Source organism: Streptomyces sp. SAS_270 (assembly GCF_052543295.1).
Map to the genome: position 1 here is coordinate 41,505 of NZ_JBMNDS010000039.1, position 20,598 is coordinate 62,102.

19 protein-coding genes are annotated in these 20,598 nt (G+C 70.2%); 16 read left to right on the top strand and 3 right to left on the bottom strand.

Features of this window, described 5'->3' with window-relative positions:
• The first annotated feature begins 73 nt into the window (after positions 1–73).
• Entirely contained in the window at positions 74–2,050 is a 1,977-nt protein-coding gene (gene thrS / locus ACN6LB_RS24640) for a threonine--tRNA ligase (protein WP_445027809.1), read from the top strand.
• Positions 2,051–2,078: 28 nt separating this feature from the next.
• Here thrS and ACN6LB_RS24645 read toward each other — a convergent pair whose 3' ends face one another.
• Positions 2,079–2,738, bottom strand: a complete 660-nt coding sequence (locus ACN6LB_RS24645; RefSeq protein WP_445027810.1) for a potassium channel family protein — start codon at positions 2,736–2,738, stop codon at positions 2,079–2,081.
• 67 nt (positions 2,739–2,805) lie between these two features.
• Here ACN6LB_RS24645 and ACN6LB_RS24650 point away from each other — a divergent pair, with 67 nt between their 5' ends.
• The gene (locus ACN6LB_RS24650; RefSeq protein ID WP_445027811.1) at positions 2,806–3,369 is read left to right on the top strand and encodes an HIT family protein; all 564 of its coding nucleotides are present in this window, start codon (positions 2,806–2,808) and stop codon (positions 3,367–3,369) included.
• A 30-nt stretch (positions 3,370–3,399) separates the two neighbouring features.
• On the opposite strand, the gene ACN6LB_RS24655 is transcribed toward ACN6LB_RS24650, so the two are convergent.
• Both ACN6LB_RS24655 and ACN6LB_RS24660 read right to left on the bottom strand, forming a co-directional pair.
• Positions 3,400–5,067 carry a hypothetical protein gene (locus ACN6LB_RS24655; RefSeq protein ID WP_356145374.1) on the bottom strand — a complete coding sequence of 556 codons (1,668 nt, stop codon included), beginning with the start codon at positions 5,065–5,067 and terminating at the stop codon, positions 3,400–3,402.
• Between the two features lie 182 nt (positions 5,068–5,249).
• A complete protein-coding gene (locus ACN6LB_RS24660; RefSeq protein WP_445027838.1) occupies positions 5,250–7,448 on the bottom strand; it encodes an elongation factor G-like protein EF-G2 in 2,199 nt (732 codons plus the stop codon).
• A gap of 232 nt (positions 7,449–7,680) precedes the next feature.
• Between ACN6LB_RS24660 and pgsA the strand changes: the two genes are divergently transcribed.
• From pgsA to ACN6LB_RS24730, 14 genes are all read left to right on the top strand, one after another.
• Positions 7,681–8,409, top strand: coding sequence for a phosphatidylinositol phosphate synthase (gene pgsA / locus ACN6LB_RS24665; RefSeq protein ID WP_356149284.1), 729 nt, complete (start codon positions 7,681–7,683; stop codon positions 8,407–8,409).
• Positions 8,406–9,377, top strand: coding sequence for a phosphatidylinositol mannoside acyltransferase (locus tag ACN6LB_RS24670; protein WP_445027812.1), 972 nt, complete (start codon positions 8,406–8,408; stop codon positions 9,375–9,377). The genes pgsA and ACN6LB_RS24670 overlap by 4 nt, the downstream gene beginning before the upstream one ends.
• Positions 9,374–10,534, top strand: coding sequence for a glycosyltransferase family 4 protein (locus tag ACN6LB_RS24675; protein ID WP_445027813.1), 1,161 nt, complete (start codon positions 9,374–9,376; stop codon positions 10,532–10,534). Before ACN6LB_RS24670 ends, ACN6LB_RS24675 begins: the two co-directional genes overlap by 4 nt.
• A 210-nt stretch (positions 10,535–10,744) precedes the next feature.
• Positions 10,745–11,290 (top strand): LemA family protein, encoded by a 546-nt coding sequence (locus ACN6LB_RS24680; protein WP_356149537.1) that lies wholly within the window; start codon positions 10,745–10,747, stop codon positions 11,288–11,290.
• Positions 11,291–11,443: 153 nt separating this feature from the next.
• Positions 11,444–12,367 (top strand): pyridoxal 5'-phosphate synthase lyase subunit PdxS, encoded by a 924-nt coding sequence (pdxS, locus tag ACN6LB_RS24685; RefSeq protein WP_356149534.1) that lies wholly within the window; start codon positions 11,444–11,446, stop codon positions 12,365–12,367.
• A gap of 12 nt (positions 12,368–12,379) precedes the next feature.
• Complete coding sequence (gene pdxT / locus ACN6LB_RS24690) at positions 12,380–12,988, top strand: pyridoxal 5'-phosphate synthase glutaminase subunit PdxT (RefSeq protein ID WP_356149531.1); 609 nt, start codon at positions 12,380–12,382, stop codon at positions 12,986–12,988.
• Between the two features lie 48 nt (positions 12,989–13,036).
• Positions 13,037–13,789, top strand: coding sequence for a YebC/PmpR family DNA-binding transcriptional regulator (locus ACN6LB_RS24695; protein ID WP_356149528.1), 753 nt, complete (start codon positions 13,037–13,039; stop codon positions 13,787–13,789).
• Positions 13,790–13,905: 116 nt separating this feature from the next.
• Complete coding sequence (gene ruvC / locus ACN6LB_RS24700; RefSeq protein WP_445027814.1) at positions 13,906–14,475, top strand: crossover junction endodeoxyribonuclease RuvC; 570 nt, start codon at positions 13,906–13,908, stop codon at positions 14,473–14,475.
• Positions 14,472–15,080: a Holliday junction branch migration protein RuvA gene (gene ruvA / locus ACN6LB_RS24705; RefSeq protein WP_445027815.1), complete on the top strand. Its 609-nt coding sequence runs from the start codon at positions 14,472–14,474 to the stop codon at positions 15,078–15,080. The genes ruvC and ruvA overlap by 4 nt, the downstream gene beginning before the upstream one ends.
• 25 nt (positions 15,081–15,105) lie before the next feature.
• Entirely contained in the window at positions 15,106–16,176 is a 1,071-nt protein-coding gene (gene ruvB, locus ACN6LB_RS24710) for a Holliday junction branch migration DNA helicase RuvB (RefSeq protein WP_356141768.1), read from the top strand.
• Between the two features lie 163 nt (positions 16,177–16,339).
• The gene (gene yajC, locus ACN6LB_RS24715) at positions 16,340–16,864 is read left to right on the top strand and encodes a preprotein translocase subunit YajC (protein WP_445027816.1); all 525 of its coding nucleotides are present in this window, start codon (positions 16,340–16,342) and stop codon (positions 16,862–16,864) included.
• Positions 16,865–17,005: 141 nt separating this feature from the next.
• Complete coding sequence (gene secD / locus ACN6LB_RS24720; RefSeq protein ID WP_445027817.1) at positions 17,006–18,775, top strand: protein translocase subunit SecD; 1,770 nt, start codon at positions 17,006–17,008, stop codon at positions 18,773–18,775.
• A 1-nt stretch (position 18,776) separates the two neighbouring features.
• Complete coding sequence (gene secF, locus ACN6LB_RS24725) at positions 18,777–19,892, top strand: protein translocase subunit SecF (protein ID WP_445027818.1); 1,116 nt, start codon at positions 18,777–18,779, stop codon at positions 19,890–19,892.
• Entirely contained in the window at positions 19,889–20,437 is a 549-nt protein-coding gene (locus tag ACN6LB_RS24730; protein ID WP_356141776.1) for an adenine phosphoribosyltransferase, read from the top strand. Before secF ends, ACN6LB_RS24730 begins: the two co-directional genes overlap by 4 nt.
• Positions 20,438–20,598 lie beyond the last annotated feature (161 nt).

The following is a 20,598-nucleotide window of genomic DNA, read 5'->3' on the forward strand; positions in this document are numbered from 1 at the left end:
TCGGTAGGATCCGTAGCCTATGGCGCGCGCAATGGACTTTGGGCGCGCGTCCCCCTTCAGGCAGGAGAGACCGGTGTCAGACGTCCGTGTGATCATCCAACGCGATTCCGAGCGGGACGAGCGCGTGGTGACGACGGGCACTACGGCCGCCGAGCTCTTCGCCGGTGAGCGCACCATCGTCGCGGCCCGCGTGGGCGGCGAGCTGAAGGACCTCGCGTACGAGGTGCGGGACGGCGAGACCGTCGAGGCCGTGGAGATCTCCTCCGAGGACGGCCTCAACATCCTGCGCCACTCCACCGCGCACGTCATGGCACAGGCCGTGCAGGAGCTGTTCCCCGAGGCCAAGCTGGGCATCGGCCCTCCGGTCAAGGACGGCTTCTACTACGACTTCGACGTGGAGAAGCCGTTCACGCCCGAGGATCTCAAGGCCATCGAGAAGAAGATGCAGGAGATCCAGAAGCGCGGGCAGCGCTTCTCCCGCCGTGTGGTGACCGACGAGGCGGCTCGCGAGGAGCTGGCGTCGGAGCCGTACAAGCTGGAGCTCATCGGCATCAAGGGCTCCGCGTCCACGGACGACGGCGCCGATGTCGAGGTGGGCGGCGGCGAGCTGACCATCTACGACAACCTCGACGCCAAGACCGGTGACCTGTGCTGGAAGGACCTCTGCCGCGGTCCCCACCTGCCCACCACCCGCAACATCCCGGCGTTCAAGCTGATGCGCAACGCGGCCGCCTACTGGCGCGGCAGCGAGAAGAACCCGATGCTCCAGCGCATCTACGGCACCGCCTGGCCTTCCAAGGACGAGCTGAAGGCGCACCTCGACTTCCTCGCCGAGGCCGAGAAGCGCGACCACCGCAAGCTGGGCAACGAGCTGGACCTGTTCTCCATCCCGGATCAGATCGGCTCCGGCCTCGCCGTCTTCCACCCCAAGGGCGGCGTCATCCGCCGGGTCATGGAGGACTACTCGCGCCGTCGCCACGAGGAAGAGGGCTACGAGTTCGTCTACACCCCGCACGCGACGAAGGGGAAGCTCTTCGAGACCTCGGGCCACCTGGACTGGTACGCCGACGGCATGTACCCGCCCATGCAGCTCGACGAGGGCGTGGACTACTACCTCAAGCCCATGAACTGCCCGATGCACAACCTGATCTTCGATGCGCGCGGCCGCTCCTACCGCGAACTGCCGCTGCGCCTCTTCGAGTTCGGCACCGTGTACCGGTACGAGAAGTCGGGCGTCGTGCACGGCCTCACCCGGGCCCGCGGCTTCACGCAGGACGACGCGCACATCTACTGCACCCGCGAGCAGATGGCCGACGAGCTCGACAAGACGCTCACCTTCGTCCTGAACCTGCTGCGTGACTACGGCCTGACCGACTTCTACCTGGAGCTGTCCACCAAGGATCCGGAGAAGTTCGTCGGCTCCGACGAGGTCTGGGAGGAGGCCACCGAGACGCTCCGCCAGGTCGCCGAGAAGCAGGGCCTCCCGCTGGTCCCGGACCCGGGCGGCGCCGCCTTCTACGGCCCGAAGATCTCCGTCCAGACCAAGGACGCGATCGGCCGCACCTGGCAGATGTCGACGGTCCAGCTCGACTTCAACCTGCCGGAGCGCTTCGACCTGGAGTACACCGGCCCGGACGGCACCAAGCAGCGCCCGGTCATGATCCACCGCGCTCTCTTCGGCTCCATCGAGCGCTTCTTCGCCGTGCTCCTTGAGCACTACGCGGGCGCGTTCCCGGCCTGGCTGGCGCCCGTCCAGGCGCTCGGCATCCCGATCGGCGACGCGCACGTGGAGTACCTGCAGAAGTTCGCCGCCGAGGCGAAGAAGAAGGGGCTGCGCGTCGACGTCGACGCCTCCTCGGACCGCATGCAGAAGAAGATCCGCAACGCGCAGAAGCAGAAGGTGCCCTTCATGGTCATCGCGGGCGACGAGGACATGGCCGCCGGCGCGGTCTCCTTCCGCTACCGCGACGGCTCGCAGGAGAACGGCATCCCGCTCGACGAGGCGATCGCCAAGATCGCGAAGGTCGTCGAGGAGCGCGCGCAGGTCTGACGCTTACCTCGAGAGGCCCCCGGAAAGCTCAGCTTCCTGGGGGCCTCTCCTCGTCCTCCTGCTCTGAGAACACCTGAAGCAGCCACGCCGAGAACGACCCGGTGACCGCCCCCAGCAACGCCACCCCGCAGGCCATCAGGCCCACCGCGATCACCCGCCCGAGCGGGGTCACCGGGACCACGTCGCCGTACCCGACCGTCGTGAGCGTGGAGCACGTCCACCACAGCGAGTCGCCGAAGGTGTGGATCGACGCACCTGGGGCCCCGCGCTCCTGCTGGTAGACGGCGAGGGCACCGGCGAAGCCGAGCAGGGACACCGACAGCGTCGCGTACACGATCACGCGCGCGTGCAGGGCGAGACGGGGCTGCCCGTGTCGGCGCTGTACGGCCTCGTAGACCCTGACGATGCGCAGCGGGCGCAGGAGGGGCAGCACCAGCACGAGCGTGTCCAGCCAGTGCGTCCGGACGAAGCGGAGCCGCTGTCCGCTCAGCCGCCAGTGCACCGCGTAGTCGACGGCGAACACCGCCCAGGCCGCCAGGATCACCGCGAGACAGAGGTCCTGCCGGCCCTCGGAGAGGTCCTTGGCGAGCACCAGGACCGCGTACATGGCCAGGAAGAGCACCGATGCCACGCCGAGGAGCATCCCGGTGCGCTGCTCCCAGGCGGCCTTTCGACTGTCGTCGTCCATCGCCCCAGCTTGGCCGCAGGCGCTTTCGCGCAGGCCCCGGCGACACGCCGCGAACGGGCGAAGCCATATGCTGCACCTCATGACGAGTGAGCCGGAGCAGCAGATCGGAGTCGGGACGCAGGACGCGTTCCAGCGCTTGTGGACGCCCCATCGGATGGCGTACATCCAGGGCGAGAACAAGCCCACCGGCCCGGGGGCCGACGACGGCTGCCCCTTCTGCTCGATCCCGGCCAAGTCGGACGAGGACGGGCTCATCGTGAGGCGCGGCGAGCAGGTGTACGCGGTGCTCAACCTCTACCCGTACAACGGCGGCCACCTCATGGTCGTGCCCTACCGCCATGTCGCCGACTACACGGACCTGACGGGCCCCGAGACCGCCGAGCTCGGCGAGCTGACCAAGCAGGCGATGACCGCCCTGCGCGCCGCCTCGGGCGCTCACGGCTTCAACATCGGCATGAACCAGGGCACGGTCGCGGGCGCCGGCATCGCCGCTCACCTGCACCAGCACATCGTCCCCCGCTGGGGCGGCGACACCAACTTCATGCCGGTGGTCGGCCACACCAAGGTTCTTCCCCAACTCCTCGCGGACACCCGCAAGATGCTTGCGGACGCCTGGCCGGCGAGCGCCTGACACACACCCCGCGCATTCGCCGGGCAGGCGCTATGCGTCGTACACATCCGCCTTCCGAGGCGCCGCATCCTGCACCATGTTGCTGAGGAACGACGACCGGGTGCCGAACTTCTCGGTGTTCACGCCGTTCTCTTCGAGCACCTTGATCGCCGCCGCGTGCACCACGCGCAGCACGGGTGTCGCGGCGCGCAGCGCGTCGTCGGCCATGAACCGGTGCCGCCACGGCTTGTCCGCCCAGGCGTGCCGCAGGCCGAACGGCTCGGGGAGCACCAGCGTGCCGCCCAGCCAGTTGAGGAACGGCGGGAACCGGCTGAAGGGGGCGCGGGCCGTGAGCCGTACGACCTCGTCGGCGGTGACCAGCGGGAGCGACACCTTGCGGGTCTCCCAGAACTTGATCGACTTGGCGACTTCCTTCGTCGGCGCCTCGGGCTTGGTCGTGAACAGGGAGTGCACGGGCCCCAGCGCATGGCCGGTGACCTCGATGCGCAGCGTCTCGTGCAGCACGGTCACGGTGATCAGCATGGTGATGACCAACTGGCCGTCCCACAGCGTCCATTGGCAGCCCAGGTAGTGCCGGTCGCCGCCGCCGAACTGCTGCTTGTTGCAGATGTCCTGTATCGCGTGCGACCTGACCGTGTAGGCGTCGACATCGGTGCCGACCGGCCGTGACACCGCCTTCGCGTTCTCGCCGATCGGTGTGACGACCCAGTGCTTGATCGAGGGGGCCGGGAAACCGCCGGTGTTGAGCGGTCCGCGCTCCAGCATGCGGAGCTTGTCGTGGATGGAGCGTATGACGTCCCAGCTGCGGAAGGGGTGGATCTCCTTGCCGGCGTCGCGCGGCACCAGGTCCTCGGCGAGCTGCCAGCTGCCCCAGCGGGTGCCCATGCCGAGGATGCCCTTGGGGCCCGCGTAGAAGACGGAGTTGGACTGCTGCTCGGCGCTGAGCCGGGCCAGCGCCTGGCGCAGCCGCTCCGCCGCGGACTCGCCGGGACTGCCCGGCACCGCCTCCGGGATCTTGGCGCCGATGCCGCCGCCGGCCAGCAGACTGTCCCAGCGCTCGCGCAGGTCCTTCGCCGTGCGCTCGCAGATCTGCTTGGCCCACAGCCATCCGACGACGGGCACGACGACCGCCGCGCGCGCATACCAGGCCCAGAAGCCGGTGAACGGCATCTTGAGGAGGAAGAGCACGGCGAGGGCGCCGACGGCGACCAGCAGCGTGGTGGCGAGGGCGGAGGCCCGCTTGTCCTCGCGCTTGGCGATCTGCGTGCGGATCTGGAAGACCATCAGCCAGACGAGGAGCCCGGGCAGGAACAGCAGTCCGCACAGCACCATCACGGCCGACAGCCAGTTGTCGCGCTCCCGGCGGATGTTGTTGGCCGCCAGGCAGTGCTCCACGATGACCTGGGGCTCGGTGCCGAAGGACTGGATGAGCGGCTTGCGGTCTCCGCCCAGCATCCGGTTGCGCACGGCCACCGAGAACGCCTCACCGAGGTTCGGCTTGAACAGCTTCATCCTGCCGGCCTTGACGGCGGAGACGTGCCACTCGCTGTTGGCCTTGAGTATCTCCTCGACCTCGTTGTCCCGGTAGGCCGCGGAGGCCAGGGCGTACGTCGCCGCCGTCTGCCCCGCGGCGCCCGAGAGCGGCACCTGTGCCCCGGGAGAGAAATCGAATCCGTCGTCCGCCACTGCCGCCCCCATCGCCGCCGTACTCGCCCTTGCGGCTTTTCCCGACTTCCGTGCCCCGCACACCTGTTGATCAGGTCGTCATCTTGATCGCGCGCAACTTGATCAGGTCATCAGCGTATCCGCAGCCACCGACATTCGTCGGCGGACGGCCGCTGCGGCCGTCCGCCGACTCGGAGGGGAGCCGTTCGCGGCAACTACGGGGCGTCCTTCGCCTGTTCGCGGAGCTTTTCGGCGATCTGCGGGGGCATCGGTTCGTGCCGGGCGTAGCGGCGGTCGAAGCGCGCGGTGCCGTGCGACAGCGAGCGCAGGTCGACCGCGTACCGGCCGATCTCGATCTCCGGGACCTCGGCCCGTACGAGTGTGCGGCCGCCGCCCGCCTGCTCGGTGCCGACGACCCGGCCGCGCCGCCCGGACAGGTCGCTCATGACGGCGCCCACGTAGTCGTCGCCGACCATGACGGTCACCTCGGCCACCGGCTCCAGAAGATGGATCCGCGCGTCGGCGGCGGCCTCGCGCAGGGCGAGCGCGCCGGCGGTCTGGAACGCGGCGTCGGAGGAGTCCACCGAGTGCGCCTTGCCGTCGAGCAGCGTGATCCGTATGTCGATGAGCGGATGCCCGGCGGCGACTCCCTTGGCGGACTGGGCCCTTACGCCCTTCTCCACGGACGGGATGAACTGCCGCGGCACCGCCCCGCCGACGACCTTGTCCACGAACTCGATGCCGGAGCCGTTCGGCAGCGGTTCGACCTCGATCTCGCAGATCGCGAACTGGCCGTGACCGCCGGACTGCTTCACATGGCGCCCGCGCCCCGCCGCCCTGGCCGCGAACGTCTCCCGTAGGGAGACCTTGTGCGGGATCACGTCGACCTGGACGCCGTAGCGGTTGCGCAGCCGCTCCAGGGCGACGTCCGCGTGCGCCTCGCCCAGGCACCACAGGACGACCTGGTGGGTGTCCTGGTTCTGCTCCAGGCGCATGGTCGGGTCCTCGGCGACCAGTCGGCCCAGGCCCTGGGACAGCTTGTCCTCGTCGGCCTTGCTGTGCGCCTGGATGGCGAGCGGCAGCAGCGGGTCGGGCATCTGCCACGGCTCCATGAGCAGCGGATCGTCCTTGGCCGAGAGGGTGTCGCCGGTCTCGGCGCGGTTCAGTTTCGCCACGCACGCAAGGTCTCCCGCGATGCAGTGCGTGAGGGCGCGCTGCTGCTTGCCGAACGGCGTGGACAGGGCGCCGACGCGCTCGTCGACGTCATGGTCCTCGTGGCCGCGGTCGGCCAGCCCGTGCCCGGAGACGTGCACGGTCGCGTCGGGGCGCAGGGTGCCGGAGAAGACCCGTACGAGCGAGACGCGGCCCACGTAGGGGTCGGAAGCCGTCTTGACGACCTCCGCCACCAGCGGCCCGTTCGGATCGCACACGCTGATCTCGCGCGGTCGGCCGTCCGGCGTGCCGACCGCGGGCGCCCGGCGCTCCAGCGGCGTCGGGAAGCCGCCGGTGATCAGTTCGAGGAGTTCGACGGTGCCGAGGCCCTGGCGGGCGCCCTCGGCCGCGGGGGCGGCGGCCAGCACGGGGAAGAAGATCCCGCGCGCCACGGCCCGCTCCAGGTCCTGCACGAGGGTCTTGAAGTCGATCCCCTCGCCGCCGAGATAGCGGTCCATGAGGGTCTCGTCCTCGCTCTCGGCGATGATCCCCTCGATCAGCCGGTTGCGTGCCTCCTCGATCAGCGGGAGCTGGTCGGGTCCCGGCTCCGCCTCCTTGCGCTCCCCGGAGGAGTAGTCGAACAGCCGCTGCGAGAGCAGCCCGATCAGTCCGGTCACGGGCGCGTGCCCGTCGGGTCCCGGCTCGCCGTGCAGCGGCAGGTACAGCGGCAGTACCGCGTCGGGGTCGTCCCCGCCGAAGGCCTCCGCGCAGGTCCGCGTCATCTCGTCGAAGTCGGCGCGGGCGGCCTCCAGGTGGGTGATCACGATGGCCCGCGGCATGCCGACCGCCGCGCACTCCTCCCACACCATGCGGGTCGAGCCGTCCACCCCGTCCGAGGCGGAGACGACGAAGAGGGCCGCGTCCGCCGCCCGCAGACCGGCCCTCAACTCGCCGACGAAATCGGCGTATCCGGGGGTGTCCAGAACATTGATCTTGTACCCGTCCCAGTCGACCGGGACCAAGGAGAGCTGCACCGAGCGCTGCTGCCGGTGCTCGATCTCGTCGTAGTCGGAGACGGTGCCGCCGTCCTCCACGCGGCCCGCCCGGTTCACTGCTCCCGCCGTCAGCGCGAGAGCCTCCACCAATGTCGTCTTGCCCGATCCGCTGTGGCCGACCAGCACCACATTCCGTACGGACGCGGGGTGGTCGGCCGCTGTAGCCCTGCCGGCGGCTCCGGGGTGTGCGTTCGCCTTGTCGCCCATGGACTTGCCTCCCGTGCACGGTGAGGTCACTGTGGGCGCGGACATGCGGATCCTCCACCCGGGCTCCGTCCGGGGGGACCCCCTGCGGTGTCGGCTCCGGTGACGCCCGCGGTGTCTTCGAGCTTTGCACTCGTGTCACGGTGCGTCCATACGGCGGACGTGATCGCGCCGGACGAGATCCCGGGGCGGGGTGCGGGTGCCCGGCCGTCGCACACGCGCACGCGTGGCTACGATGGGCCAGCCGGTGGCCAGCAGGGGCCGCTCGGCCACACCGACCCTCGGGAAGGCCATGCTGAACAAGTACGCGCGTGCATTCTTCACGCGTGTCCTCACGCCGTTCGCCGCATTTCTCATCCGCCGGGGGGTAAGCCCCGACACGGTCACCCTCCTGGGTACCGCCGGAGTGATGGCGGGCGCGCTGGTCTTCTACCCCCGGGGCGAGTTCTTCTGGGGCACGATCGTCATCACGCTGTTCGTGTTCTCCGACCTCGTCGACGGAAACATGGCCCGCCAGCTCGGCCGCTCCAGCCGCTGGGGCGCCTTCCTGGACTCCACGCTCGACCGGGTCGCCGACAGCGCGGTCTTCGGCGGTTTCGCGCTCTGGTATGCCGGTGACGGTGACAACCTTGTCCTGTGCGCTGTCTCGATCTTCTGTCTGGCCAGCGGCCAGGTGGTGTCGTACACGAAGGCCCGCGGCGAGTCGATCGGTCTGCCGGTCGCGGTCAACGGGCTGGTCGAGCGCGCCGAGCGCCTGGTGATCTCCCTGGTCGCGGCCGGTCTGGCGGGGCTGCACAAGTTCGGGGTGCCGGGCATCCAGGTGCTGCTGCCCATCGCGCTGTGGATCGTCGCCGTCGGCAGCCTGGTCACGCTGATCCAGCGCGTCGTCACGGTGCGCCGGGAGTCCGCCGAGGCGGACGCCGCGGCCGCGGCGGAGACCCGCAGCAGCGAGGCCACCTCGTGAGCGGTCTCGGTGACCGGCTGACGGACGGGGCCTACGCGCTGGGCTGGAGCACCGTCAAGAAGCTCCCCGAGCCGGTCGCCGCGCGGCTCGGCCGGACGATCGCCGACCTCGCCTGGAAGCGGCGCGGCAAGGGCGTACAGCGTCTGGAGAGCAACTACGCACGCGTGGTGCCGGACGCGACCCCTGAGCGGCTCGCCGAGCTCTCCAGGGCGGGCATGCGCTCGTACCTGCGCTACTGGATGGAGTCCTTCCGGCTGCCCGCCTGGAGCGCGGAGCGCGTCAGGACGGGCTTCGACCCCAAGGACGTGCACAACCTGACCGAAGCGCTCGCCTCCGGCCGGGGCGTCATCCTCGCGCTGCCGCACCTGGGCAACTGGGACCTCGCCGGCGCCTGGGTCACCACCAAGCTGGAGACGCCCTTCACCACGGTCGCCGAGCGTCTCAAGCCCGAATCGCTGTACGACCGCTTCGTCGCCTACCGCGAGGGCCTCGGCATGGAGGTCCTGCCGCACAGCGGTGGCACCGCGTTCGGCACGCTGGCCCGGCGGCTGCGCGACGGCGGCCTGGTCTGCCTGGTCTCCGACCGCGACCTGTCCGCCTCCGGCGTGGAGGTCGAGTTCTTCGGCGAGGCGACCCGGATGCCCGCGGGCCCGGCGCTGCTCGCCCAGCAGACGGGGGCGCTGCTGCTGCCGGTCACGCTCTGGTACGACGACTCGCCCGTGATGCAGGGCCGTGTGCATCCCCCCATCGAAGTCCCGGAGACAGGTACCCGGGCCGAGAAGGCGTCTGTCATGACACAGGCGCTGGCCGACGCCTTCGCCACGGGGATCGCCGACCATCCGGAGGACTGGCACATGCTGCAGCGCTTGTGGCTCAAGGACCTCGATCCGCAGAAGGCCCCCGAGAACCCGGACGGCTCCCGGAACGCCGGGGACACTCAGCAGGATCCCGAGAAGGGGACCTCGTGAGGATCGGCATCGTCTGCCCGTACTCCTGGGACGTGCCGGGTGGCGTCCAGTTCCACATCCGTGACCTGGCCGACCACCTGATCCGCCTCGGGCACGCCGTCTCGGTCCTCGCGCCCGCGGACGACGACACCCCCCTTCCGCCGTACGTCGTCTCGGCGGGCCGCGCCGTGCCGGTGCCGTACAACGGATCGGTGGCCCGGCTGAACTTCGGGTTCCTGTCGGCGGCCCGGGTGCGGCGCTGGCTGCACGACGGCGTGTTCGACGTGATCCACATCCATGAGCCGGCCTCGCCGTCCCTGGGCCTGCTGGCGTGCTGGGCCGCGCAGGGGCCCATCGTCGCGACCTTCCACACCTCGAACCCGCGCTCCCGGGCGATGATCGCCGCGTACCCGATCCTCCAGCCCGCGCTGGAGAAGATCAGTGCGCGCATCGCGGTGAGCGAGTACGCGCGCCGCACTCTCGTCGAACACCTGGGCGGCGACGCGGTGGTCATCCCGAACGGTGTCGACGTCGACTTCTTCGCACGTGCCAAGCCCAAGGCCGAATGGCAGGGCGACACGCTGGGCTTCGTCGGCCGCATCGACGAGCCCCGCAAGGGACTGCCGGTCCTCATGAAGGCGCTGCCCAGGATCTTCGCCGAGCGCCCGCAGACGCGGCTTCTGGTCGCCGGACGCGGTGACGAGGAGGAGGCGGTGGAGACGCTGCCGGCCGAGCTGCGCTCGCGCGTCGAGTTCCTCGGCATGGTCAGCGACGAGGACAAGGCCCGCTTCCTGCGCAGCGTCGACGTGTACGTGGCGCCCAACACCGGGGGCGAGAGCTTCGGCATCATCCTGGTCGAGGCCATGTCGGCGGGCGCTCCGGTGCTCGCCTCCGACCTCGACGCGTTCGCGCAGGTCCTGGACCAGGGTGCGGCGGGCGACCTGTTCGCCAACGAGGACGCGGACGCGCTGGCGGAGGCGGCCCTACGGCTCCTCGGCGACCCGGAGCGCCGGGCCGGGCTGCGCGAGCGGGGGAGTGCCCACGTGCGGCGCTTCGACTGGACGACGGTCGGCGCGGACATCCTCTCCGTCTACGAGACGGTGACGGACGGGGCCGCCGCGGTGGCCGCCGACGAGCGGACGGGGCTGCGGGCGCGGTTCGGTCTGGCGCGCGACTGAGGCCACCGCCGCTCATGAGTCGTTGAACCGGGCCTCCCTCGCGCGGGAGGGCCGGTTCGGATGTCCAACTGACCGGGCGCGGCCTCCGACCGCGGACCGCCACCGTCCAGGCGTTCCGGATCGACCCCGGTCCCCTCGACGGGCACGGCGGATTCCGCTGCGCGTGGGACCTCGTGGAGCGGTGACCACGCCCCGGTAGCCTTGCCGCCCGTGACCGCAACCCTCATCTGGATCCTCGTCGGCCTCGTCGCCATCGGCCTCTACCTGAGCTGGACCGCCGGCCGGCTCGACCGACTGCACGCCCGCATCGACGCGGCCCGAGCCGCCCTCGACGCCCAACTGCTGCGGCGCGCCTCGGTCGCCCAGGAGCTGGCCACGTCGGGCGTCCTGGATCCGGCCGCCTCGATCGTGCTCTATGAGGCGGCCCACGCGGCCCGGCAGGCCGAGGAGGAGCACCGCGAGGTGGCCGAGAGCGAGCTGAGCCAGGCGTTGCGGGCCGTGTTCGGTGAGCAGCAGCAGGTCGACGCGGTGCGCGAGGCGCCGGGCGGTGTGGATGCCGCGGAGGAGCTGGCGCAGGCGGTGCGGCGGGTGCCGATGGCACGGCGCTTCCACAACGACGCCGTACGGGCCGCACGGGCCCTGCGGCGCCACCGCACCGTGCGGTGGTTCCGGCTGGCGGGGCACGCCCCGTTTCCCCTCGCGTTCGAGATGGACGACGAGCCGCCGACGGCGCTGGCGGACCGGCCCGGAGCCTGAGAGGCCGGGGCCGGCGGGGGCGGCCACTCGGCCGGAGGGCCGGTTCGTTCCGGCAGAATGAGCCACCGCCTCCCCATTGGCCCTTGCTGTGGCCTGGTCCCCTCGCGTTTCCTCGGTGATGCAAGAACCCTCTTTCACCGAGTGAGGTCGCCCGTGTCCAGCACGCTCTCCAACTCCGCCCAGCCCACCGAGAACACTGCGATCGGCACCGCCCGCGTCAAGCGCGGCATGGCCGAGCAGCTCAAGGGTGGCGTGATCATGGATGTGGTCAACGCCGAGCAGGCGAAGATCGCCGAGGACGCCGGCGCCGTCGCCGTCATGGCGCTGGAGCGCGTCCCGGCCGACATCCGCAAGGACGGCGGCGTCGCCCGTATGTCCGACCCGAACATGATCGAAGAGATCATCGAGGCCGTGTCCATCCCGGTGATGGCCAAGTCGCGCATCGGCCACTTCGTCGAGGCCCAGGTCCTGCAGTCCCTCGGCGTCGACTACATCGACGAGTCCGAGGTCCTCACCCCGGCCGACGAGGTCAACCACAGCGACAAGTTCGCCTTCACGACCCCCTTCGTCTGCGGTGCCACCAACCTCGGTGAGGCCCTGCGCCGCATCGCCGAGGGCGCGGCCATGATCCGCTCCAAGGGCGAGGCCGGCACCGGCAACGTCGTCGAGGCGGTCCGCCACCTGCGCCAGATCAAGAACGAGATCGCCAGGCTGCGCGGCTTCGACAACAACGAGCTGTACGCCGCGGCCAAGGACCTGCGCGCTCCGTACGAGCTCGTCAAGGAGGTCGCCGAGCTCGGCAAGCTCCCCGTCGTGCTGTTCTCCGCCGGTGGTGTCGCCACCCCGGCCGATGCCGCGCTGATGCGCCAGCTCGGCGCCGAGGGCGTCTTCGTCGGCTCCGGCATCTTCAAGTCCGGCGACCCGGCCAAGCGCGCCGCCGCCATCGTGAAGGCCACCACCTTCTACGACGACCCGAAGATCATCGCGGACGCGTCCCGCAACCTGGGCGAGGCCATGGTCGGCATCAACTGCGACACCCTCCCCGAGGCCGAGCGCTACGCCAACCGCGGCTGGTAAGGCACCACGCCCATGACTGACGCACCTGTGATCGGCGTCCTGGCGCTCCAGGGCGACGTACGGGAGCACCTCATCGCCCTGGCCGCGGCGGACGCCGTGGCCAGGCCGGTGCGGCGTCCCGAGGAACTCGCCGAGGTGGACGGTCTCGTCCTGCCCGGCGGCGAGTCCACCACGATCTCCAAGCTGGCCGTCCTCTTCGGCCTGATGGAACCCCTTCGCGCGCGCGTGCGGGACGGCATGCCCGTCTACGGCACCTGCGCCGGCATGATCATGCTCGCCGACAAGATCCTCGACCCGCGCTCGGGCCAGGAGACCGTCGGCGGCATCGACATGATCGTGCGCCGCAACGCCTTCGGCCGGCAGAACGAGTCCTTCGAAGCGGCGGTCGACTTCCACGGCGTCGAGGGCGATCCTGTGGAGGGCGTCTTCATCCGCGCCCCCTGGGTCGAGTCCGTGGGCGCCGAGACCGAGGTGCTCGCCGAGCACGACGGCCACATCGTCGCCGTACGCCGGGGCAACGCGCTCGCCACGTCGTTCCACCCGGAACTGACCGGCGACCACCGGGTGCACGGGCTGTTCGTCGACATGGTGCGCGCGAACCGGGCGCCCGAGTCCTTGTAGGATCTCTGGCGTTCGTAAAGAGTTGGGTTACGCGAAGGAGACAGGCAGATGTCCGGCCACTCTAAATGGGCTACGACGAAGCACAAGAAGGCCGTGATCGACGCCAAGCGCGGCAAGCTCTTCGCGAAGATGATCAAGAACATCGAGGTCGCGGCTCGTACGGGTGGCGCGGATGTGTCCGGCAATCCGACCCTGTTCGACGCCATCCAGAAGGCGAAGAAGAGCTCGGTCCCGAACAAGAACATCGACTCCGCGGTCAAGCGCGGCGCCGGTCTCGAGGCCGGTGGCGCCGACTACGAGACGATCATGTACGAGGGTTACGGCCCCAACGGTGTCGCGGTGCTCATCGAGTGCCTCACCGACAACCGCAACCGCGCTGCCTCGGACGTCCGCGTCGCGATGACCCGCAACGGCGGCAACATGGCCGACCCGGGTTCGGTGTCGTACCTGTTCAACCGCAAGGGTGTCGTGATCGTCCCCAAGGACGAGCTGTCCGAGGACGACGTTCTCGGCGCCGTGCTCGACGCGGGTGCCGAGGAGGTCAACGACCTCGGCGAGTCCTTCGAGGTGCTCAGCGAGGCGACGGACCTGGTCGCCGTGCGCACCGCCCTCCAGGAAGCGGGGATCGACTACGACTCCGCCGAGGCCAACTTCGTCCCGACCATGCAGGTCGAGCTCGACGAAGAGGGCGCCCGGAAGATCTTCAAGCTGATCGACGCCCTTGAGGACAGCGACGACGTGCAGAACGTCTTCGCCAACTTCGACGTGAGCGACGACGTGATGGCCAAGGTCGACGCCTGAGGGCACGGACAGCGCGTACAGCACGGCGGGCCGACGGGACACACCCCGTCGCCCCGCCGCTTTGTCAGCGGCACCCGATAGCCTGCACAAACACGCGATCGAAGAAGGGGGCTGGGGTGCGGGTACTGGGTGTTGACCCCGGGCTGACCCGGTGTGGTGTCGGAGTGGTCGAAGGAGTCGCCGGCCGGCCCCTGACCCTGCGCGGTGTCGGAGTCGTACGCACCCCGGCGGACGCCGAGTTGGGCCTGCGACTCGTCGCCATCGAGCAGGGCATCGAAGAATGGCTGGATGAGTACCGACCCGAAGTCGTCGCCGTGGAACGGGTGTTCAGCCAGCACAACGTACGGACCGTGATGGGCACCGCCCAGGCCAGTGCCGTCGCCATGCTCTGCGCGGCCCGCCGCGGTCTCCCCGTCGCCCTGCACACGCCGAGCGAGGTCAAGGCCGCCGTCAGCGGCAACGGACGCGCCGACAAGGCCCAGGTCGGTGCCATGGTCACCCGCCTGCTCCGGCTCGACGCGCCGCCCAAGCCCGCCGACGCGGCCGACGCCCTCGCGCTCGCCATCTGCCACATCTGGCGCGCCCCCGCCCAGAACAGACTCCAGCAGGCGGTCGCGCAGAACCGACTCCAGCAGGCCGTCGCCGCGCACGCCTCGCACCACGCATCGAAAGGCCGTACCGCATGATCGCCTTCGTCAGCGGCCCGGTCGCCGCCCTCGCCCCCGACGCCGCGGTGGTCGAGGTGGGCGGCGTCGGCATCGCCGTCCAGTGCACCCCGAACACGCTCTCCACACTGCGCATGGGGCAGCCCGCCAAGCTCGCCACCTCCCTCGTCGTCCGCGAGGACTCCCTGACTCTCTACGGCTTCGTGGACGACGACGAGCGAGGGACCTTCGAGCTGCTGCAGACCGCGAGCGGCGTGGGCCCGCGCCTCGCCCAGGCGATGCTCGCCGTGCACACCCCCGACGCGCTGCGCCGCGCGGTCGCCACCGGCGACGAGAAGGCGCTCACCGCCGTTCCCGGCATCGGCAAGAAGGGCGCGCAGAAGCTCCTCCTGGAGTTCAAGGACCGGCTGGGCGAGCCCCTCGGGACGAGCGTGGGGATCGGTGCTCCGGTCTCCACCGGCTGGCGCGACCAGCTGCACGCCGCGCTGATCGGCCTCGGCTACGCGACCCGCGAGGCCGACGAGGCGGTCTCCGCGGTCGCCCCGCAGGCCGAGGCCGCGGAGGGCACGCCCCAGGTGGGTCAGCTGCTGAGGGCGGCCCTGCAGACCCTGAACCGCGCCCGCTGACCGACGACCTCCGTAAGGCACACACATGAACTGGGACGACACGACCGACACCCCCGCCGACGAGCGGCTCGTGGGCTCTGTCGCCGACCGCGAGGACCAGGCCGTCGAGGCCGCGCTGCGCCCCAAGGACCTGGACGAGTTCATCGGTCAGGAGAAGGTTCGCGAGCAGCTCGACCTCGTCCTTCGCGCGGCACGCGCGCGTGGCGCCACCTCCGACCACGTGCTGCTCTCCGGCGCCCCCGGCCTCGGCAAGACCACCCTCTCGATGATCATCGCGGCCGAGATGGGCGCCCCCATCCGCATCACCAGCGGCCCCGCCATCCAGCACGCGGGCGACCTCGCGGCGATCCTCTCCTCGCTCCAGGAGGGAGAGGTCCTCTTCCTCGACGAGATCCACCGGATGTCCCGGCCCGCCGAGGAGATGCTCTACATGGCGATGGAGGACTTCCGCGTCGACGTGATCGTCGGCAAGGGCCCCGGCGCCACCGCCATCCCGCTCGAACTGCCCCCGTTCACGCTGGTCGGCGCCACCACGCGCGCGGGCCTGCTGCCGCCCCCGCTGCGCGACCGCTTCGGCTTCACCGCGCACATGGAGTTCTACGAGCCCGCCGAGCTGGAGCGCGTGATCCACCGCTCGGCGGGCCTGCTCGACGTCGAGATCGGCGCGGCGGGCGCCGCCGAGATCGCCGGCCGCTCCCGGGGGACGCCCCGCATCGCCAACCGCCTGCTGCGCCGCGTGCGCGACTATGCGCAGGTCAAGGCGGACGGCATCATCACCCGCGAGATCGCCGCCGCCGCACTGAAGGTCTACGAGGTCGACGCCCGGGGCCTGGACCGGCTGGACCGCGGGGTCCTCGAAGCCCTGCTCAAGCTCTTCGGCGGCGGCCCGGTCGGTCTCTCGACGCTCGCCGTCGCGGTGGGGGAGGAGCGCGAGACCGTCGAGGAGGTCGCCGAGCCCTTCCTCGTACGGGAGGGACTGCTCGCGCGTACGCCCCGTGGTCGGGTGGCCACTCCCGCGGCATGGGCGCATCTCGGCCTCACCCCGCCCCGCCGGTCAACCGGGGGAAACGGACAAGGGGACCTGTTCGGGGCGTGACGGCGCGGTACTCGCGGGGTCAGGAACCCCGGTGCCATGCTGAGCGTTGTTCCTGGAGTGCGGACTCGCTTAGACTCCGCCGATGCCGCCCTTGTAGGTGGCGCACATACCCCCAGCCATCAGGCCGCTCACCATCGCGGTCGAATGAAGGAAGTTCCGTCCCGTGAGTCCAGTGACCCTCCTCCCGTTCATCGTGCTCATCGGGGCCATGTTCCTGATGACCCGGTCGGCCAAGAAGAAGCAGGCGCAGGCTGCTTCCATGCGCAACGAGATGCAGCCCGGCTCCGGCGTGCGCACGATCGGTGGTATGTACGCCACCGTCAAGGAGGTCAACGAGGAGACCGTCCTCCTCGACGCGGCCCCGGGTGTGGACCTGCTCTTCGCCAAGAACTCGATCGGTGCCGTCCTGAGTGACGATGAGTACAACCGCATCGTGCACGGCATCGAGCACGATCTGAAGGCCGACGGATCGGTCGTCCCGGACGACGCCTCCTCCCTCACCGAGACCGACGAGCCCGCCGACGACGCCTCTTCCGACGCTTCCGCCGACAAGCCCCTCGACCTCGTCAAGAAGGACGCCGCCGAGGACGAAGCGGCCGACGAGCCCGCCGAGGCGAAGGCCGATGAGGCCCCCAAGGCCGACGAAGCAGAGCCGAAGAAGACCGACGGCGAGTCCGACGCGAAGTAGGCACGCCCCGGAAGCGCGGCGCGACCCGCTCGCGCCCCGCGTCTCCCGGGACGTGCGGTTCTCGCACGGCATCCCGACACCATGTCATGGCCGCCCCCACGCTCACCCGGCGCAGGGCGGCCCGAGAGGGAGTACGAGAAGGTGGCAGCACCGAAGAAGGGCCGGAGCGCGAGCGCCCAGAGCAGGCCGGGGCGCTCGCTGGCCCTCATCCTGATCGCCATCGCGGCGCTCACCGGGGGGATGTTCATCTCCGGAAACACCACTCCGCGTCTCGGCATCGACCTCGCCGGCGGCACCAGCATCACGCTCGAGGCGCAGAACGAGCCGGGCCAGCCCAACGCGATCAACAAGACCAACATGAACACCGCGGTCGATATCATGAACCGCCGTGTCAACGGTCTTGGCGTCTCCGAGGCCGAGGTCCAGACGCAGGGCGACAAGAACATCATCGTCAACATCCCCAAGGGCACGAACTCCAAGCAGGCCCGGGCGCAGGTCGGCACCACCGCCAAGCTCTACTTCCGCCCGGTGCTGACATATGCGGCCTCCGGCGCCGCCACCTCGCCCAGCCCCTCACCGAGCGCCTCCAGCAGCGCATCCGGCAAGGCCACGGGCACGGCCACCGAGAAGGCCACGGACAAGTCGACCTCGTCGGCCTCCGCGACGCCCTCGGCCACCGCCACCTCGCAGGGCCGCGCGGTCACCGACGCCCTGAAGGCCGACTCCTCGCCCTCGGCGAGCAACTCCGCCTCCACCACGGCCTCTCCCACGCCGTCCGCGAGCAGCAGCGCCGCGAAGGCCGCAGCGGACCTCCAGAAGGCCTACGACAAGCTGGACTGCACCGTCCCGGCACAGCGCGCCAAGGCCGGTGACGGTGTCGATGCCAAGGATCCCACCGTGGCCTGCGGCCAGGACTCGAAGACGAAGCAGTGGGAGAAGTACATCCTCGGCCCGGCAGAGGTCGCGGGCACGGACATCAAGAAGGCCGGCGCGGTCTACGACACGACGAACGCGCAGGGCTGGAAGGTCACCATGGACTTCACGTCCGGTGGCTCCAAGAAGTTCTCCGCCATCACGGCCAAGCTCTCGCAGAGCCAGCCCCCGCAGAACCAGTTCGCCATCGTCCTCGACGGTGATGTCGTCTCCGCCCCGTCCGTCACCCAGACGCTCAGCGGCAGTGCGGAGATCACCGGCGGCTTCGACCAGACCGAGGCCCAGGACCTGGCGAACATGCTGAAGTACGGTGCGCTGCCCCTCACCTTCCACGAGGCCAGCGTCACCACGGTGACCGCCGCCCTCGGTGGCGAGCAGCTGCACGCCGGTCTGATCGCCGGTGCGATCGGCCTGGCCCTGGTCATCATCTACCTGGTGATCTACTACCGCGGTCTGTCGCTCGTCGCCATCGCCTCGCTGATGGTCTCCGCGATCCTGACCTACGTGCTCATGGCGCTGCTCGGCCCGGCCATCGGCTTCGCCCTGAACCTGCCGGCCGTCTGCGGTGCGATCGTCGCGATCGGTATCACAGCGGACTCGTTCATCGTGTTCTTCGAACGCATCCGGGACGAGATCCGCGAGGGCCGCACCCTGCGCCCGGCCGTCGAGCGGGCCTGGCCGCGCGCCCGGCGCACCATCCTGGTCTCCGACTTCGTGTCGTTCCTCGCCGCCGCGGTGCTCTTCATCGTCACCGTCGGCAAGGTCCAGGGCTTCGCGTTCACGCTGGGTCTGACCACCCTGCTCGACGTCGTCGTCGTCTTCCTGTTCACCAAGCCGCTGATGACGATCCTCGCCCGCAAGAAGTTCTTCGCGAGCGGCCACAGCTGGTCCGGCCTCGACCCGAAGCGGCTCGGCGCCCAGCCCCCGCTGCGCCGTACCCGCCGTCCCTCCGCCCCCGTCGACACGAAGGAGGCGTGAGATGTCGAAACTCGGCACCCTCGGCGCCCGGCTGCATCGCGGCGAGATCGGTTACGACTTCGTCGGCAAGCGCAAGATCTGGTACGGCATCTCGATCCTGATCACCATCACGGCCATCCTCGGTCTGACGGTGCGCGGCCTGAACATGGGCATCGAGTTCCAGGGCGGCGCCGTCTTCACCACGCAGAAGACCAGCGTCTCGGTGGCCGATGCGGAGAAGTACGCGGAGGAGGCCTCCGGTCACGACGCGATCGTCCAGAAGCTCGGCAACGGCGGCCTGCGCATCCAGATCGCCGGCATCGAGACCGGCAAGTCCGACCAGATCAAGGAGGACCTCTCCAAGGACCTCAAGATCGACTCGGAGAAGATCGCCGCCGACCTGGTCGGCCCCAGCTGGGGTGACCAGATCGCCAACAAGGCCTGGCAGGGCCTCGCGATCTTCATGGTCCTCGTGGTGATCTACCTGGCCATCGCCTTCGAGTGGCGCATGGCCATCGCCGCCCTGGTGGCCCTGATCCACGACATCACCATCACGGTCGGCATCTACGCCCTGGTCGGCTTCGAGGTCACCCCGGGCACCGTGATCGGTCTGCTGACGATCCTCGGTTACTCGCTCTACGACACGGTCGTCGTCTTCGACAGCCTCAAGGAGCAGACGAAGGACATCACCAAGCAGACCCGTTGGACGTACAGCGAGATCGCCGACCGCTCGATCAACGGCACCCTGGTCCGCTCCATCAACACCACGGTCGTCGCGCTGCTGCCGGTCGCGGGCCTGCTGTTCATCGGCGGCGGTGTCCTCGGCGCGGGCATGCTCAACGACATCTCGCTGTCGCTGTTCGTCGGCCTCGCGGCCGGTGCGTACTCCTCGATCTTCATCGCCACGCCGCTCGTCGCAGACCTCAAGGAGCGCGAGCCGCAGATGAAGGCCCTCAAGAAGCGGGTGCTCGCCAAGCGGGCCGCAGCCGCCGCGAAGGGCGAGTCCGCGGAGGCCCCGGTCACCGAGGCGCCGTACGACGAGGAGGCGGAGGACTCCGCCCCGGCGGTCGTCGGCCCCCGCAACCAGCCCGCGTCCCGCAACCGCGGCCGTGGCCGCCCCTCCGGGAAGCGCCGATGACCGAGCTCACGGACATCACGACGCTGCTGCTCAGTCGTATCCGCGACGTCCCCGACTACCCGGAGCCGGGAGTGATGTTCAAGGACATCACCCCGCTGCTGGCCGATCCGGCGGCGTTCCAGGCGCTCACCGACGCGCTGGCCGAGCTCGCGGTACGGCACGGCGCCACGAAGATCGTCGGTCTGGAGGCGCGCGGGTTCATCCTGGGCGCCCCTGCCGCGGTCCGGGCCGGCGTCGGCTTCATCCCCGTGCGCAAGGCGGGCAAGCTCCCCGGAGCGACGCTCAGCCAGGCCTACGACCTGGAGTACGGCTCCGCGGAGATCGAGGTGCACGCCGAGGACCTGGCCGCGGGCGACCGCGTCATGGTCGTCGACGACGTCCTGGCCACCGGCGGTACCGCCGAGGCCTCGCTGCAGCTCATCCGCCGCGCGGGCGCCGAGATCGCGGGCGTGTCCGTCCTCATGGAGCTGGGCTTCCTGGGCGGCCGCGCCCGTCTGGAGCCGGCCCTGAGCGGTGCCCCGCTGGAGGCTCTGCTGAAGGTCTGAGAGACCCCTGCGACAGGTCTCAGGCACCCGTACGACACCGCCGAGGCGGGCCCGGAGGAATCCGGCGCCCGCCTCCGGTGTTTCTCGTGTACCAGGTCGTCTCGGCGGCCTGAAGGCGAGCCCGGAGCCCGGGATCGCTACCATGGGGTTTCCGGAGCCTG